Here is a 12,786-nt window from a genome sequence, read left to right as displayed (position 1 = left end):
TAAGATTTCGGTTATAATTAACCTACAATTCACCGGGGGCGCTTTAAAGCCCTCACTCAAGATATCCCTTTAAATCTTCATTAAAACAGCATAAAATATCATCTATAAAAAGCTTTAAATTTTCAGGATCTATACCTGCTACTATGCCATCTAAGTTGGTTGATATACGTGGTGTGCCATCGGCATTTAGCTTATATAGATTTTCCCAATGTAAGGCTCTATTTCTAATAGTTAGAAGTAGTGAATAGCATATCTTTACTTTTTTATAATTTAGCATAGTACTTTTGCTTTGCCTATTAAATTTAGAGTATTTTGATAAATTTAATTCACGTAGATCTAGTAGATCGTTGTGTATTTTATTTTGATCTATTAGCCTACACCAATAACCAAAAGTCTGGCGTGATATGAAAACACTATCTATGTTTCCTAAAATTTGCGCTGTTTTATTTCTTGTAATGATTTCGATGATGCCAAGTTTTGGTGCTAGCTGGCCAATAAGCAGCAGATTTGCTCTATGCTCATCATCACTAGCGTATGCTTTTAGTCTATCTACTGAAAAAAGATCGTTAAGCTCTTTGGACTGCATGTCTAACCTTTGTTTTTTATAATTGTGCAATTTTATCAATTTTTTATTCAAACTATTCGGCTTGTGTTTAGTTTAGGGTTTGTCCGCCTCAATTAGTAGGATGTTGGTAAAGATTATCATAGGGCGATCGCAAGCAAGTGGCGGGGCGGTGCCGGTTTTTCACTTAGGAGCGATGGCGTAAGTTCGAACACCAATAGCGGCCAAAGCAAGTAATGAGATGGCTTGTCGGGGTGGGGTGAGTGTGTGAGTTTTTGAGAGTAATCCCAGCCCATTTTTACATATTTGTAGCTTTTTGGTGCGTAGGCCGCCGCTGTTTTTTGGTGTATGGCGTCTATTTTGGCCGGATATTTGCTGTGTAAAAAAATGAAAATTTGCACGCTGGTCGTTGTCTATTTTTGAGAAAAATGGCTTAAGGTTAGTTTGGCAAAAATGGTCAAAAAATGGTGTGAAAATTTACTCATGAAAATTATACTTTTCAATACTAAAAATAAGAGAGTGCCTAAAATACGGCTCTTGCGTGTAGTAAAGAAAAGTTGTTTAAGGTTAGAGCGAGTAAATTTGGCTAATTTTTTATGAAAAATGGCGATTTTGTTTAAGGTTAGAGTGGCTTTTTGAAAGATAGATTAGTTTTATTTTTTAAGCTTTGGTGTGGTGTATGGTGCTTGGATGCGTGAGCTTTGGATAGAAATTTATAGATTATTGGCTTGGTGCGTTGGCCTTGGTATTTTTGTTGTGCTATTTAATAGCGTGAGAGTGCAAAAACTCAACTGTCAAAATTTCTTTTACAGTTGCGTTGTATGGTTTGATAGCGAGATGATACGGAATGATTGGACGTGCGAGCTTTGAGATAAAAACTTGTATGGTTCTTGATCTGGTGCGTCTGAGACGGCAAAGCGTTGGACGAAACACGTGAGAATTTGTGGATTGTTTATCGCTTGTGATTAGGATTACGAAAAAATTACGAGGTAATTTAATGTGTCTATTGGTCTTTGTGTGCGTGCTAGCTATGTGGGCTTGGCTGGAGTGTGATGTGTTGGTTGGTTTGTGTGAGCTGCCTGCTAGATCAAAGCTGGCCATAAAATCTTTGATAGGGGGGGCTATGAACCCACTTGGCCTGCGCCATACAATACTACAGTCACACTAAAAATTTTAAATTTTTTCAAACTTTTTTCATATTGTGAGCGGTTAAAATGGCGACAATAGCCCAAAAAACGTACTTTTATCTAACCTGCTGATAAAAAAATAAGTAAAAAATTCTTTGGCAAGCCAGCCGCTTGGGCGCGCCAGCGTTGGAGCTTGCGATCAATGCAGTTGCGCTAAAATTTCTAGCAATCGTAACTAAATGCTCTTATAGAAATTTTTAACGGTATCAAAGAAAGATGTTTTGATAGATTTTGCAATAAGATGCGGCGAGTTCGCCGCTCAGTTTTGTGTGTTTATTTGTAATTGCAAGCTTGTAAGTCACTATTAAAGAGTGTTGGTAATTAGTCTTGGGTCTTAGATTTTTAGTATTATCATAACTATGGCCAAAATTGCATTCATACTCAGTCTTTTATAGAGCTTTAAGCTCTAGATGGTGAAACTACTGAGGCTTCAAGAAATGCCATGATCTCGCTTGTGGAGTAGAGGACATTTTTGCGAGTGATGGCATACTTTTTAATTTACCATCTCTGACGTAGCGCCATAAGGTCACGGCATTGCACTTTAAAAGCTCGCAGGCCTGCTTAGTCGTTATAGGATCTGTTATAGGTAAAAGTGGTGTCATAGTTTATCCTTTAAATATTTTCAATGTAAAAATAGGCGAGGTTTTGGCTGTCCTCGGCTTCCTTGCTGTATTTCGTGTCGTAACTTTTGTTTAGAATATACGCTATCTTATCTTTATTGCAAGCGTAAAATTCCGCCAGCATGGGTGCTAATCTCTGCCCTTTACGGTTATTTGGTGCAAATTTTAGATAGAGCAGGTCACAAGCAAGTTGTGGTGCTGTGGTGCTAAAATCACTTTTGCAAATGCTGGCCTTGTTTTCAAGGGCTGTTATCTGAAGCTCTATACGCTCTTTAAAAGCATAGTAGTGCTGCACAATAGGCGACATAATCTCAATCAGCTCATCTATAAATTTGCTCGCCTTTTCATTAATGAAAAGTCCTAGATCTTGCGTGCTATCCATCTTTAAAAATGAATAAGCCATCACAAAGATGGCTGCGTCTTTTAGCTCTGCTGTAGTCATTTATTATCCTATATTTCAATCGCCCCGAAAAGCGCGCCCGGGTCGTAAATCGCATAGTCGTTTAGTAAAGCGTGGTTCATCTCCATCAAAATACCTTTTGAGCTTTGAGTGATGTCTGGATCACAAGTTTTTTCACTAGGCACAAATAAAGCGCCACAACTATCAAGCTGTTTTAGGCAAATTTTCATGACTTCGTCATAGCTTAAATTTCTATAGGCTGAGTTACTTAGAACTGGGCTAAATAGCTCATACTTTTCATCGCCGTTAAAATACTCATTGGCTTCTGCTAGCGCCTTGATGGCCACCTCTCTTGCCTTTTTCTTATTGTTCCCAAATACCGAGTAGGGGCTACAAACGTAAATTTTAGTTATTTCCATCTTATTTCCTTAAAATGGTATATCTTGATCATCTTCACAAAAATCAGTGTTCGTATCTTCACTAGGTGGTATATCTTGCTGTTCACTGCGTCTAGGAGCATTCCAAATAACATCATATAGCATGCCCTCTTTAGAGTTCTCTCCAGCATTAAAAAGAGCTATATATACTTTATAACCTGGCACTACTGGCGTTTCAATAAAACCACTTAAGTAGCTTTTTGTGCCATCCTTGCTCTTTCTGCCCCATAGTGCGCCTATTATCTGTCTGCCACCTTCATAGCCTTTTGGCTTTTGAAGGGCAAGATGAAAGCCTGGAAAGTCTTTATTTTTCTGCCTGTCTTCTGCACTTGTGCCAAACATCACGATCTCTATGGGCCTTAAAAATGGGATCATGATAGTCCCACCTATATATCCAATCTCCTCGCCATCAGCGTTTTTGTAGCTTTTGCGTTTAAAATAGCCTACGTTCATCTTCTATCCTTTATAAATTTGCTAAATTTTGAAATATCGCTAAAATAATAACTAGCGTAAAAGCCAGCATAAGCCTAAGAGCTAGCTTTTTCATCTTGCACCTCTGCATCAATAACATCGTCCTCAAACTCAACCTTGACCCCATTTAAACGAGATAAAAGCTGCTGAGCTGAAACAGCCTCTGGTGGCATGATGGCTAGGCGGTCTAGCATCTTGTCGCTTCTGCCAGCTGAGAGGGTAGAGATAAATTTCGCTCGCTCAAAGTCCTCGTCGCTAAGTGTGCCTGTCTCTCGCTGCTTTGCTACGATGCGCTTTGCTTCGCCCTCCATGATCTCATAGCTAGCAGCCAGCAAGACATTGTTTCGCTCGATATCAACCTTGGTGTTTTTAACTACAGTTTCTAAGCTTGATCTTTGAAGCAAATTTCTAGTTTGCTTATCCTCGCTCATGGCTAGCGTCACCTTATTTTGCAAGGCTTGCACCCAGTTAAAATCCTTTTTCCAGCGGTTTATAGAGCTGCTTGATCCTTTTAATCCTAGAGCGTCAAGCTTTGAAGCTAGCTGCTCCTCGCTAATAGGCTTATAGTCGCTCTCAAACGTCGCACTTTCGAGATATATCTCAAAAGCCTTTTGCTGCGTTTCGTTCATCTGCTTCATCTATTTTCCTTTTTTGGCTCGCTTGGCTCATGTGGCTCATAATCACTAAAAAATAGTGAGCCACCCCAAACCCCTAAAATACGTAATTTTATAAATTCTTTGGCTCATAAGTTTAAACTTCTTGAGCCAGCAGTTAAATACGATTTTATCGGTATTTAATAGCTTAAGATTTCTCTTTGGCTCATCATTTTTTATATATATAGCTATGAAAAAAATTTTTAAAAATAAAAAAATAATTTCAAACCAATATAGGGGCAAAAATGGCGAGATTGTGAGCCAACAGCACGCCAAGCCCCATAAAAACGGCTTTTTGCTGGCTCAAGAAAAATAAAAATCGTGAGCCAGAAGTGAGCCACCCAGATGTAAAACATCTATCAAACACCCTAAAATAGGACGCTTTGTAGATATTTTTAGTTAAAATCATCGTGAGCCACAAGAAAAGATTAGTTTTCATCGGCTTTTGCTCCATTGGCTTGATAGTGGTTTATCTGGTTTATGATAAGTTCACCACCGTTTTCTATCCTTACACTATCAAAGTCAAGATTGTCGCTACTTACCCTAAAACCAAAGAAGCACCTTGGTCTATCGCCTACTCCAATATAGTTTGCAGACATACGTTTTTGGCCATAAGAGCAACTTATACCAGCAAGGGTTAGTTCATCACGTAGGGCTTGAACAAAGTTCTTTTGTGCGATAGGCTTACCGCCTTTGTCGTTCATGTATGCTAGATAAACCTTATAAAGTGGCATTGACGGCACAAAATAGTTGGCATCTGCAATAATCGCATCTTTAACAAAGGTACGAAGCGGATTTACGCTATCTTTATACTCTTCAAGCTCGGTTTGCATGCGTTTAGAGCGAGTAAATTTGTTCTGAACAATAAGGCGTTTTAGTCCTTCAAGAGCTAGATTAAATATACCTCCTAGCTCATCATTAAAGCGATCACTAAGGCCTCTTATTTTCTGATTATCTTTTACTTCTTTATCAAACACAATAAGCAACATTCTTCTAAAAACGCCATTATCTATGCCACTTTTTGGCTTTTCATTGCCAGCAAATGCTAGCTTTGGCTTCTCATTTGGAAGCAAAGAGTAGGGCTCTTCGTTTTTTGGGTTTATAGTTATCGCATCTTTTGTGCTGACGATAGCTTTTAGATTGGCTAGTTGCCCTTTATCGGTACCGTTTTTGTCGATCTCAGAACCAATGTTTAAGAGCTTGTTTGTAAGTGCGCAAAGTTGATGCCCTTCAAACTGCTGAAGCTGGAGAGATGAAACATTGTCCTCACCAAAAAAGTTTCTGATGGTGTCTAATATAACGCTCTTGCCGTTTGCGCCACTTTTGCCGTATAAAAACAAAAAGCTTTCAAACTCATGGCTAGGAATAAAGCAATAGCCAATAAACTCCATAAGCGTTTTTATGTCGTCTTCATCACTCATAATATCGCGTAAGAATTTGTTCCACTTTGGGCTCTTGGCCGAAGGATCGTAGTTAAATTTTAAAATATTTGTAGCAGCATCTTTATAGTCGTGCTTTTTCTTAAATGTGATAACGCCATTTTTACTAATAAAAATCGTGCCATTTAATAAATTTATGACGCGGCGAGATTCGTGAGATTTTATCTCATCTAGATCTAGCGATAGGCTAGTTAGATCCTCGACTATCTTATTGACGTTTTCGCGGCTTTGTTTTTTCTTGTCCACATATGCAGCAGCCATCCAATGAGAGTGAATAAATTTGGCTAATGCATTTGTATCTATCTGCATGAAATGATTACTCGCCCAAACGTGCAAATTCTTTTTATACTCACCCAGACGGTAGCCTAGTTTTAAAAAAGTCTGATTTAGACTTGCTACCATATCCGTAATATGCGTTTGATGATAGTTTGTGCGCATGGTTTTATTTATACGGAAGGCATCGCTAAAAGCTTTTGAAAAACGCTCAAAGTTTTTTTCCTCTTGTTCAGTAAGAAGGAAACTTTGGATATAAGCTTTTTTAAATTCCTCATATCTCTCACCCATTTTTCTTTCTAGCTCTTTTGCATTGTTTAGTACTTCATCTACATACTTGTCATCAAGTTCGCCTTTTACTGGAAAGATATTTATAAAATTACCTTCTTCATCTCTTGCTAGTATCTCGGCCTTGATTTGACGAAATTCTTTGATAGGTAGATTTTGTTTAAACTTATCAAGTTTTGCCGAAAGGTTCGGGAAGTATTCGCATATCTCGTCAATAACGACGTTCGTTGGTTCAAAACAGCTAAAGGCCACTACTTCAAGTGGGCTAGCATTTTGAAATTTATAGGCGTGATCATAGAGATAATCGCTAATATCATAGCCTTTTGAAAAGTTTTTACCGATCATATAAAATAGCACTATTCGTACACTTTTAGCTACATCTTTGATCTCGTAAAATTTCTTTATAGCATTTTCATATCCGGCTTCGTCATGATCAAACCAGATAAATACATGCTTGTCTCTTAGAAGCTCTTTGCATTCTTCCCAGCTAGCAGTTACACCACCAAGCGTCAAAGCACAAACATTAAAACACATCAAATTTAATGCGTCTTTCTCGCCTTCACAAATGACTACACTACTACCTTTATAATCATCGTAAAAATTTAGAGGGAAAGGACTAGCGTGTGCACCACTTTCTCCTATCCATTTTCCAGGCATTCTCTCACTTGTTAGTTCGCCCTTATGTGTGTCATAGGCAAATTTCTCTCTATATTTGATATTTATAGGTGCGCCGTTAGCGTCTCTTATGATGATGGCTAGACTTTTATGCTCAAAGCTATATCCTATAAGCTCGCGGCTATATGAATCAAAGTTATTGACTTGTGTTGGGAATAGTGCTGAAATTTGATCTTTGATAAGATCGTAATTTTTAAGCTTGTTTTCCACAAGTTGTGGAGCTATCTTGGCTAGCCTGACTTTAAGGGCAATTTCCTTTTTTGCTCTTTGCTCAGCTTCTTTTTTCATACGAGCTTCATTTTCAGCCTTTAAAATGGCTTGGTGTGTTTCATAGGCTGCTTTCTCTTCCTCGCTCATCTCTTTTGCGTTGATAGTATTTGGTATACCAAAATGATCACAAACTTTTTTGGCTGCTTGAAGTGGTGAGAGATGCTCTTTTAACTCAACAAATTTTGTTATATCACCACTGGCATTGCATGCAAAGCATTTAAAGAATGCACCATTAGAGTCAGAATTGATGCCAAGACTAGGTGTATTATGACCATGGTCATGAAACGGACAATAAGCATTTCCGCTTTTAAACTCGATACCATAAACACTTTGCACAAAATCTTTAAAATCATGCTTAGATATTGTTTGTTTTATCGTTTGAAAAATGTTATCACTCATCACTTTGCCTATCTAGCCAGTTTAAATTGTTTGATGCTAGCTTTTTGAATTTGCTTAAATATCATCTTTATAATATTGACGCTCATCGCATTTCCTGCTTGTTTATAAGTCTGTGTATCGCTCACTACGATTTTAAAGCTCTCAGGAAATCCTTGCAGGCGTAGACACTCTCTAGGGGTTAGCTTGCGTATGCGCGCGCTTTTTAGCAGATTGTTTTGCTCAAAGCTGCTAGAGCTTATCGTAGGGCAAACTGCAAACTCGCCACCCTTATTAAAACCTCGTGCACGTTGTAAAATTTTCGGCTCTTGATTGCCACCTTGTGCCGTATATATAGTAGGAGCTACCCCGTCGACATCATAAACTCGTTTTAGTATGTCGTTGCCTTTTATGTCGAGCTTGCCGACTACTTTTATGAAGTTATCCGTGCGACGACTTCCTGCGGTAGTCATTATGCAATTCCCTACATCGCTTAAAGACTTTGGGGCAAAGCTGTCCTGAAAGTTGTTTTCTTTTTTCTTAAGACATGCGATCATCTTATCGCTCAAAAAGTATTTTTCATCTACTTCGCAATCTAGCATATCGCCCAAATTTAGCTCTAGTGCCTGCTTTGGTGCGTTAAAAAAGGCGTGATATTTGTCTGCGTTCAAAAACCCCACGATATACAATCGCTCTCTATTTTGCGGGATGCCGTAGTCTTTTGTGTTTAAAACTTCGGCGTGGCAGTGATAACCCAGCCCTCGCAAGGTGTCCGTAAAACTTTGATAGCTTTTGCCGCCGTTGATAGACAAAAAGCCTTTGACGTTTTCATAGATGAATACGCTAGGGTAAGCCTCGCTAACGACGCGGTAAAATTGCCATATCAGATTGCCTCTCTCGCCGTCCTCGCCCGCGCGCTGCCCTGCGATTGAGAAGTCTTGGCAAGGGCTACCGCCGATCAAAATATCTATTTGCCCGGCGTAAGCTTTGGCGTCAAGATCGCAAACATCCTCGTAAAAAGCTAGCGGGGCGTCGTGATTGGCTAGGTAGCTAAGTCGGGCAAATTTGTCTATCTCGCAGGCAAATACCGTCTTTACCTCGCTAAATACTTCGCAAGCGGCAAACTCGGGCGCACCGATGCCTGAAAATAGAGTGGCGAGGGATATTTTATCCATTATGCACATCCGAAAAGAGACTATTTTCTTTTATAAATTTCTTTAAAATTTCTACAACTTCATGTGCAAACTCAGGATTTTTAAAACGAAAACGCCTAAAATAAAAATAAATTGCAGCTTTGTTTTTACCAGTATACTTTGAGACGTAGTCTGCGATCTCGATTTCGCTTGATGCGCATTCAAGTGCTTTGTAGTATATATCTGCCACTTCATCAAAATGTGGGCAAAGGTAGTTTTGTTTAACGAAAAGGGCGTGTTCATATACCTTAAAACGATCATGCCTGTCATGCTTGCGGTCAAGATAGCTTAAATTTTGTAGATTTTTCTTGCATGTTTCAAGTATGCTAGCATGATCTACACGTATATACTCCCTCATCGTTGTCATGAGCTAGCTCCTTTTTTTAAAAAACAAAGCTAACATGCCAAGCGTAAGCATAGCACCGCCTACAAAAGCACAAACAACTACTGCAATAACGCTTAAGGCAAATTGCTCAGTCATCCTAAATCCTTTTTTAATCAAATTCACTCTTTTAACTCCTTTGGGATATAATCAAATCACGAAACGAAACCCCAAAGGAGCTAAAACAATGAACGAAGAGGGCGACTTAAGGCTGGTTTTTCATCAGCCTTTATCTCGTCGCTTGCTGGCTTACTTGCCTTCTTGTTAGCTTGTTGTTTTACATTAGACATTAATATCCTTTTATCTTTTTGCAGAGGCGTAAGGCTTTTTCCATAGCCACTATAAATTCTGCAAAGTTATCTTCGTTTTTCCTAAACATTGGATTGACATAGTGATTTGGATTACGAACGATCTTTTCTGCTTCCATCGCCGCTTGTTTAAATAACTCATCTACAAAATAGTCTTCCAAAGATGGATCATAAGGATCGTGCGGAATGCGTGCAGTAGGTTTTTCACTACATTTCTCTTCATTTTTTTTCTTAAACTTCAAAGAAGGTTTGGGTTGAGCGTATTTGGTTGGATATTTCCTGCACTCCTCTTTGGCTTTTTCCATAACTTCAAAAATTCTCTCATCAGTAAAAAATCTCTGAGTGGTCATTTCGATAAAACGTTTTCCTGAAGAATTACACATCGCTTCTCCTTTTACTAAAAGTTTCGCCTTCGCCATAAAATAGCCACTGGATCGAAAAGCCGTACTTGTCAGCAAGCAGTATGATCCACGATAGAGGCGGGTTGTTCTCTTTTATGGTGTTCCAGTAGGTAACCCTAGTGGTGTTAAGCACTTGCTCGGCAAAGGCGGCTTTGCCGTAGTCAAGCAGTCTCCTAGCAGCGTCAATACGTTGCGTAATCGCTACTATATCAAGCGTTGCGTGCTGCTTTTTATCCATCGAAAACCCTTTTTTACGCTATAATGTAAGAAATATTTAACATTTTTGTAAAATATTGTCTTATTTTTTAAGAAATTATACGACAAAAAATCTATTTTGTCAAGAAATTATAGACATTATTTTTTAAAAAGGAGATAAAAATGACTGTCAGAGACGAGCTAGACGATTTAAAATTTCGTTTGAGAATAAAGACGGACGAGGAGTTGGCGGTAGTTTTAAACACTTCGAAAGTATCAATAGACAAATGGATAAATAGAAAAGAAATACCGCAGAAATGGCGTAGGATAATAGAGATGCAATTTAACGGAGTAAACGTATCAAACGGGCATTTTATAAACGGCAACAACGTCAGCGTGGGTAACTATCACATAGGACAAATCTCGGCAAAAGGCGAAGACATCGAACTCATAAACGCCATAAAAGAAAACGATCCGAATAGGGAATATAGAAATTTGGAAGACTTAAAAAAACGCTTGTTTATAAAGACAAATGATGAGTTTATGAAAATTTTTCAATTAACAAGAGAAGATTTTAATAAAATCCCGTATAGCGGAATATCGCAAAAAATGGCCGCTGCAGCGCATGCGATAGAGCGAAAAATACACAGTCTTTTGCTGGATCCGGGTGAGGTTACCGGCTTAAACGAGTATGGCCGCATAAAAATAGAAGGCGGAACGCGCGAGCTAGTAGGAGAGGATATAAAAATAGCCTATCTGCTAGCTTACGCAAATAAAGAGTTTAAACAAAACGTTTTAAAAAAACTGGAAGCTTTTAGAGAGCTTTCGAAAATTTAAGGAAATAATTATGAAAAAAATATTTTTTGCGTTATTTTTTCTTTTTAACTTTGTTTTTGCAAATTGCGATATGGAGCAAAGAATAGATGAAATGACGGACAAGCCTGAATACATGATGGTTTGTAGTAATATGGATGCTGGTATTCGTGTAGCAATTTTTCCTAAAAATAAAACACTAGAGATACAAGAAGATGAGTTAGGCGTTATTATTGGCTTATTAAATGGAGAAAAATTTAAGGTCAAATCAATAGAGGAGTTGCAAGGATTTCAAACCATAGAAATAAGGATTGACAAAAATAAATCTTTTTTATCAAGAGGAATGATAGACGATGTGGGAGATATAATTTTTTTTTATTTTAATAAAGAGCAACAAAAGCAAATTATTAACGGAAATACTCTAATAGTTAGATATACGACGACAAACAATCGGCTAAACACACAAAAGATAGATATATCAGGGTTTAAAAAATTTAAATGAAATTTTTATCCATATTTTTAATACCTATTTTCTTGTTTGCACTTGAGGGTAAAGTAATAGGCATACTTGGATTATAGAGTGATGAATATCCAATAAAGCCTGAAATTTGACGAAAAAATAAACGGTATATAGAATTAAAAGGAGACGATAATGCTAAAGAAAATTTTAGCGTGCATGCTTGCGCTATTTGTTTTGGCTAGCGTAGCCGAAGGTGCGCAAAGAGTTCGCGGATATATGAAGAAAAACGGAACATACGTCATGCCGCACTATAAAACCAAAAGAGACGGTACGAGGTTAAATAACTACAGCACGAAAGGTAACGTAAACCCATACACTGGTAAAAGAGGGCATAAAAAGTTGAGATAGCTAAATTTGACGTATAGCGCGTAAAAATTCGCGTAAATTTATGGAAAATATGATATATTGCCGATACATTTGGAGAAAGAAATGATTCTAGATAACAATACTTTAAATAATACTAGCTTGAAAGTTCTACATATTTTAATATCAGAAATTGAGAAAAAATTCAAAGAATCTTTTTCGATAGAAGATGAAATAAGTGTTATATCATATACCGGCACGATAGAGGAAAGTTTTGAGGCTCCCTTTATGGACTTTATCGAAATGGTTAAAAACGCAAAGCCAAATGCAAATATATTACTAATAATATTAACCACTCCAGGCGGCAGCGCGGTTAGCGTAGAAAGAATGGTGGATACTGTGAGACATAATTACTCAGAGGTTTATTTTTTAATCCCAGATTCTGCTATGTCGGCCGGAACTATTTTTTGCATGTCGGGAGATAAAATTTATATGGACTATTTTTCGGCGCTAGGTCCGATAGACCCCCAAGTGCAAAGCGACAATGGCGACTGGGTGCCAGCGCTAGGATATATCGATAAACTTAATGAATTGATAGATAAATCAAATAAAGGCACATTATCTGATGCTGAATTTGCTCTTTTGCAAAAACAAGACCTAGGAACAATACGCACTTATGAACAGGCAAGAGATTTATCTATTAGTCTTTTGGAAAAATGGCTAGTTGAATACAAATTTAAAGACTGGAACACACATAAAGACAAAAGGAAGGTCACGCATAATGAAAAGACCGCTAGAGCCAAAGAAATAGCATCCACCTTAAGCGACAATAAGAAGTGGCATACTCACGGCAGATATATAAACAAGACTGTGTTGACGGAACAGCTAAAATTAAAAATTGAAGACTATAGTGATAAGGCGGACTTGAGGGCATCGATAAGGGAATATATGAAGCTATTAAAAGACCATATAGCAAGGATAAATAGAAGAATATTTTTCCATTCCAATATATAAGGGCAGG

Annotated in this window: 17 protein-coding genes; 4 read left to right on the top strand and 13 right to left on the bottom strand. The window is 37.9% G+C overall.

The window, feature by feature from the left end:
- Positions 1–52 precede the first annotated feature (52 nt).
- The 13 genes from CYP54_RS08710 to CYP54_RS08650 form a co-directional block, all read right to left on the bottom strand.
- Positions 53–586 (bottom strand): ATPase, encoded by a 534-nt coding sequence (locus tag CYP54_RS08710; protein WP_087586366.1) that lies wholly within the window; start codon positions 584–586, stop codon positions 53–55.
- Between the two features lie 735 nt (positions 587–1,321).
- A complete protein-coding gene (locus tag CYP54_RS09745) occupies positions 1,322–1,663 on the bottom strand; it encodes a hypothetical protein (protein ID WP_141108522.1) in 342 nt (113 codons plus the stop codon).
- Between the two features lie 505 nt (positions 1,664–2,168).
- Positions 2,169–2,351 (bottom strand): helix-turn-helix domain-containing protein, encoded by a 183-nt coding sequence (locus CYP54_RS10350; RefSeq protein WP_103604951.1) that lies wholly within the window; start codon positions 2,349–2,351, stop codon positions 2,169–2,171.
- A 10-nt stretch (positions 2,352–2,361) separates the two neighbouring features.
- Complete coding sequence (locus tag CYP54_RS08695; RefSeq protein ID WP_103604950.1) at positions 2,362–2,811, bottom strand: hypothetical protein; 450 nt, start codon at positions 2,809–2,811, stop codon at positions 2,362–2,364.
- Positions 2,812–2,819: 8 nt separating this feature from the next.
- A complete protein-coding gene (locus CYP54_RS08690) occupies positions 2,820–3,188 on the bottom strand; it encodes a hypothetical protein (protein ID WP_103604949.1) in 369 nt (122 codons plus the stop codon).
- A 9-nt stretch (positions 3,189–3,197) separates the two neighbouring features.
- A complete protein-coding gene (locus CYP54_RS08685; protein WP_103604948.1) occupies positions 3,198–3,659 on the bottom strand; it encodes a DUF736 family protein in 462 nt (153 codons plus the stop codon).
- A gap of 74 nt (positions 3,660–3,733) precedes the next feature.
- Entirely contained in the window at positions 3,734–4,315 is a 582-nt protein-coding gene (locus CYP54_RS08680) for a hypothetical protein (RefSeq protein ID WP_103604947.1), read from the bottom strand.
- Between the two features lie 238 nt (positions 4,316–4,553).
- Positions 4,554–4,769 (bottom strand): hypothetical protein, encoded by a 216-nt coding sequence (locus CYP54_RS09740; protein ID WP_141108521.1) that lies wholly within the window; start codon positions 4,767–4,769, stop codon positions 4,554–4,556.
- Positions 4,759–7,674, bottom strand: a complete 2,916-nt coding sequence (locus CYP54_RS08670; RefSeq protein WP_103604945.1) for a phage/plasmid primase, P4 family — start codon at positions 7,672–7,674, stop codon at positions 4,759–4,761. Before CYP54_RS08670 ends, CYP54_RS09740 begins: the two co-directional genes overlap by 11 nt.
- 8 nt (positions 7,675–7,682) lie before the next feature.
- Positions 7,683–8,825, bottom strand: a complete 1,143-nt coding sequence (dcm, locus tag CYP54_RS08665) for a DNA cytosine methyltransferase (RefSeq protein WP_103604944.1) — start codon at positions 8,823–8,825, stop codon at positions 7,683–7,685.
- Complete coding sequence (locus tag CYP54_RS08660; RefSeq protein WP_103604943.1) at positions 8,818–9,210, bottom strand: hypothetical protein; 393 nt, start codon at positions 9,208–9,210, stop codon at positions 8,818–8,820. The genes dcm and CYP54_RS08660 overlap by 8 nt, the downstream gene beginning before the upstream one ends.
- A gap of 304 nt (positions 9,211–9,514) precedes the next feature.
- Positions 9,515–9,916: a hypothetical protein gene (locus CYP54_RS08655; protein WP_103604942.1), complete on the bottom strand. Its 402-nt coding sequence runs from the start codon at positions 9,914–9,916 to the stop codon at positions 9,515–9,517.
- On the bottom strand, positions 9,909–10,172 hold the full coding sequence (locus CYP54_RS08650; RefSeq protein WP_103604941.1) for a helix-turn-helix domain-containing protein: 264 nt from the start codon (positions 10,170–10,172) through the stop codon (positions 9,909–9,911). The genes CYP54_RS08655 and CYP54_RS08650 overlap by 8 nt, the downstream gene beginning before the upstream one ends.
- 140 nt (positions 10,173–10,312) lie before the next feature.
- Here CYP54_RS08650 and CYP54_RS08645 point away from each other — a divergent pair, with 140 nt between their 5' ends.
- The 4 genes from CYP54_RS08645 (at position 10,313) to CYP54_RS08630 (ending at position 12,779) form a co-directional block, all read left to right on the top strand.
- Complete coding sequence (locus tag CYP54_RS08645) at positions 10,313–10,966, top strand: hypothetical protein (RefSeq protein WP_103604940.1); 654 nt, start codon at positions 10,313–10,315, stop codon at positions 10,964–10,966.
- Between the two features lie 10 nt (positions 10,967–10,976).
- Complete coding sequence (locus CYP54_RS08640) at positions 10,977–11,444, top strand: hypothetical protein (RefSeq protein WP_103604939.1); 468 nt, start codon at positions 10,977–10,979, stop codon at positions 11,442–11,444.
- 150 nt (positions 11,445–11,594) lie between these two features.
- Positions 11,595–11,810 (top strand): hypothetical protein, encoded by a 216-nt coding sequence (locus tag CYP54_RS08635; protein ID WP_103604938.1) that lies wholly within the window; start codon positions 11,595–11,597, stop codon positions 11,808–11,810.
- An 81-nt stretch (positions 11,811–11,891) separates the two neighbouring features.
- Positions 11,892–12,779, top strand: a complete 888-nt coding sequence (locus CYP54_RS08630) for an SDH family Clp fold serine proteinase (RefSeq protein WP_103604937.1) — start codon at positions 11,892–11,894, stop codon at positions 12,777–12,779.
- Positions 12,780–12,786 lie beyond the last annotated feature (7 nt).

The organism is Campylobacter concisus, from assembly GCF_002914005.1.
In the GTDB taxonomy this organism is placed as follows: domain Bacteria; phylum Campylobacterota; class Campylobacteria; order Campylobacterales; family Campylobacteraceae; genus Campylobacter_A; species Campylobacter_A concisus_N.
Note: the sequence above shows the minus strand (reverse complement) of the source record. Positions and strands in the feature narration are given on the sequence as shown.

Excerpts from the sequence above, each read along its gene's own strand:
- CYP54_RS08710 (WP_087586366.1), bottom strand. The coding sequence starts at position 586 with ATGCAGTCCAAAGAGCTTAACGATCTTTTTTCAGTAGATAGACTAAAA.
- CYP54_RS09745 (WP_141108522.1), bottom strand. The coding sequence starts at position 1,663 with ATGGCCAGCTTTGATCTAGCAGGCAGCTCACACAAACCAACCAACACA.
- CYP54_RS10350 (WP_103604951.1), bottom strand. The coding sequence starts at position 2,351 with ATGACACCACTTTTACCTATAACAGATCCTATAACGACTAAGCAGGCC.
- CYP54_RS08695 (WP_103604950.1), bottom strand. The coding sequence starts at position 2,811 with ATGACTACAGCAGAGCTAAAAGACGCAGCCATCTTTGTGATGGCTTAT.
- CYP54_RS08690 (WP_103604949.1), bottom strand. The coding sequence starts at position 3,188 with ATGGAAATAACTAAAATTTACGTTTGTAGCCCCTACTCGGTATTTGGG.
- CYP54_RS08685 (WP_103604948.1), bottom strand. The coding sequence starts at position 3,659 with ATGAACGTAGGCTATTTTAAACGCAAAAGCTACAAAAACGCTGATGGC.
- CYP54_RS08680 (WP_103604947.1), bottom strand. The coding sequence starts at position 4,315 with ATGAAGCAGATGAACGAAACGCAGCAAAAGGCTTTTGAGATATATCTC.
- CYP54_RS09740 (WP_141108521.1), bottom strand. The coding sequence starts at position 4,769 with ATGAAAACTAATCTTTTCTTGTGGCTCACGATGATTTTAACTAAAAAT.
- CYP54_RS08670 (WP_103604945.1), bottom strand. The coding sequence starts at position 7,674 with ATGAGTGATAACATTTTTCAAACGATAAAACAAACAATATCTAAGCAT.
- dcm (WP_103604944.1), bottom strand. The coding sequence starts at position 8,825 with ATGGATAAAATATCCCTCGCCACTCTATTTTCAGGCATCGGTGCGCCC.
- CYP54_RS08660 (WP_103604943.1), bottom strand. The coding sequence starts at position 9,210 with ATGACAACGATGAGGGAGTATATACGTGTAGATCATGCTAGCATACTT.
- CYP54_RS08655 (WP_103604942.1), bottom strand. The coding sequence starts at position 9,916 with ATGTGTAATTCTTCAGGAAAACGTTTTATCGAAATGACCACTCAGAGA.
- CYP54_RS08650 (WP_103604941.1), bottom strand. The coding sequence starts at position 10,172 with ATGGATAAAAAGCAGCACGCAACGCTTGATATAGTAGCGATTACGCAA.
- CYP54_RS08645 (WP_103604940.1), top strand. The coding sequence starts at position 10,313 with ATGACTGTCAGAGACGAGCTAGACGATTTAAAATTTCGTTTGAGAATA.
- CYP54_RS08640 (WP_103604939.1), top strand. The coding sequence starts at position 10,977 with ATGAAAAAAATATTTTTTGCGTTATTTTTTCTTTTTAACTTTGTTTTT.
- CYP54_RS08635 (WP_103604938.1), top strand. The coding sequence starts at position 11,595 with ATGCTAAAGAAAATTTTAGCGTGCATGCTTGCGCTATTTGTTTTGGCT.
- CYP54_RS08630 (WP_103604937.1), top strand. The coding sequence starts at position 11,892 with ATGATTCTAGATAACAATACTTTAAATAATACTAGCTTGAAAGTTCTA.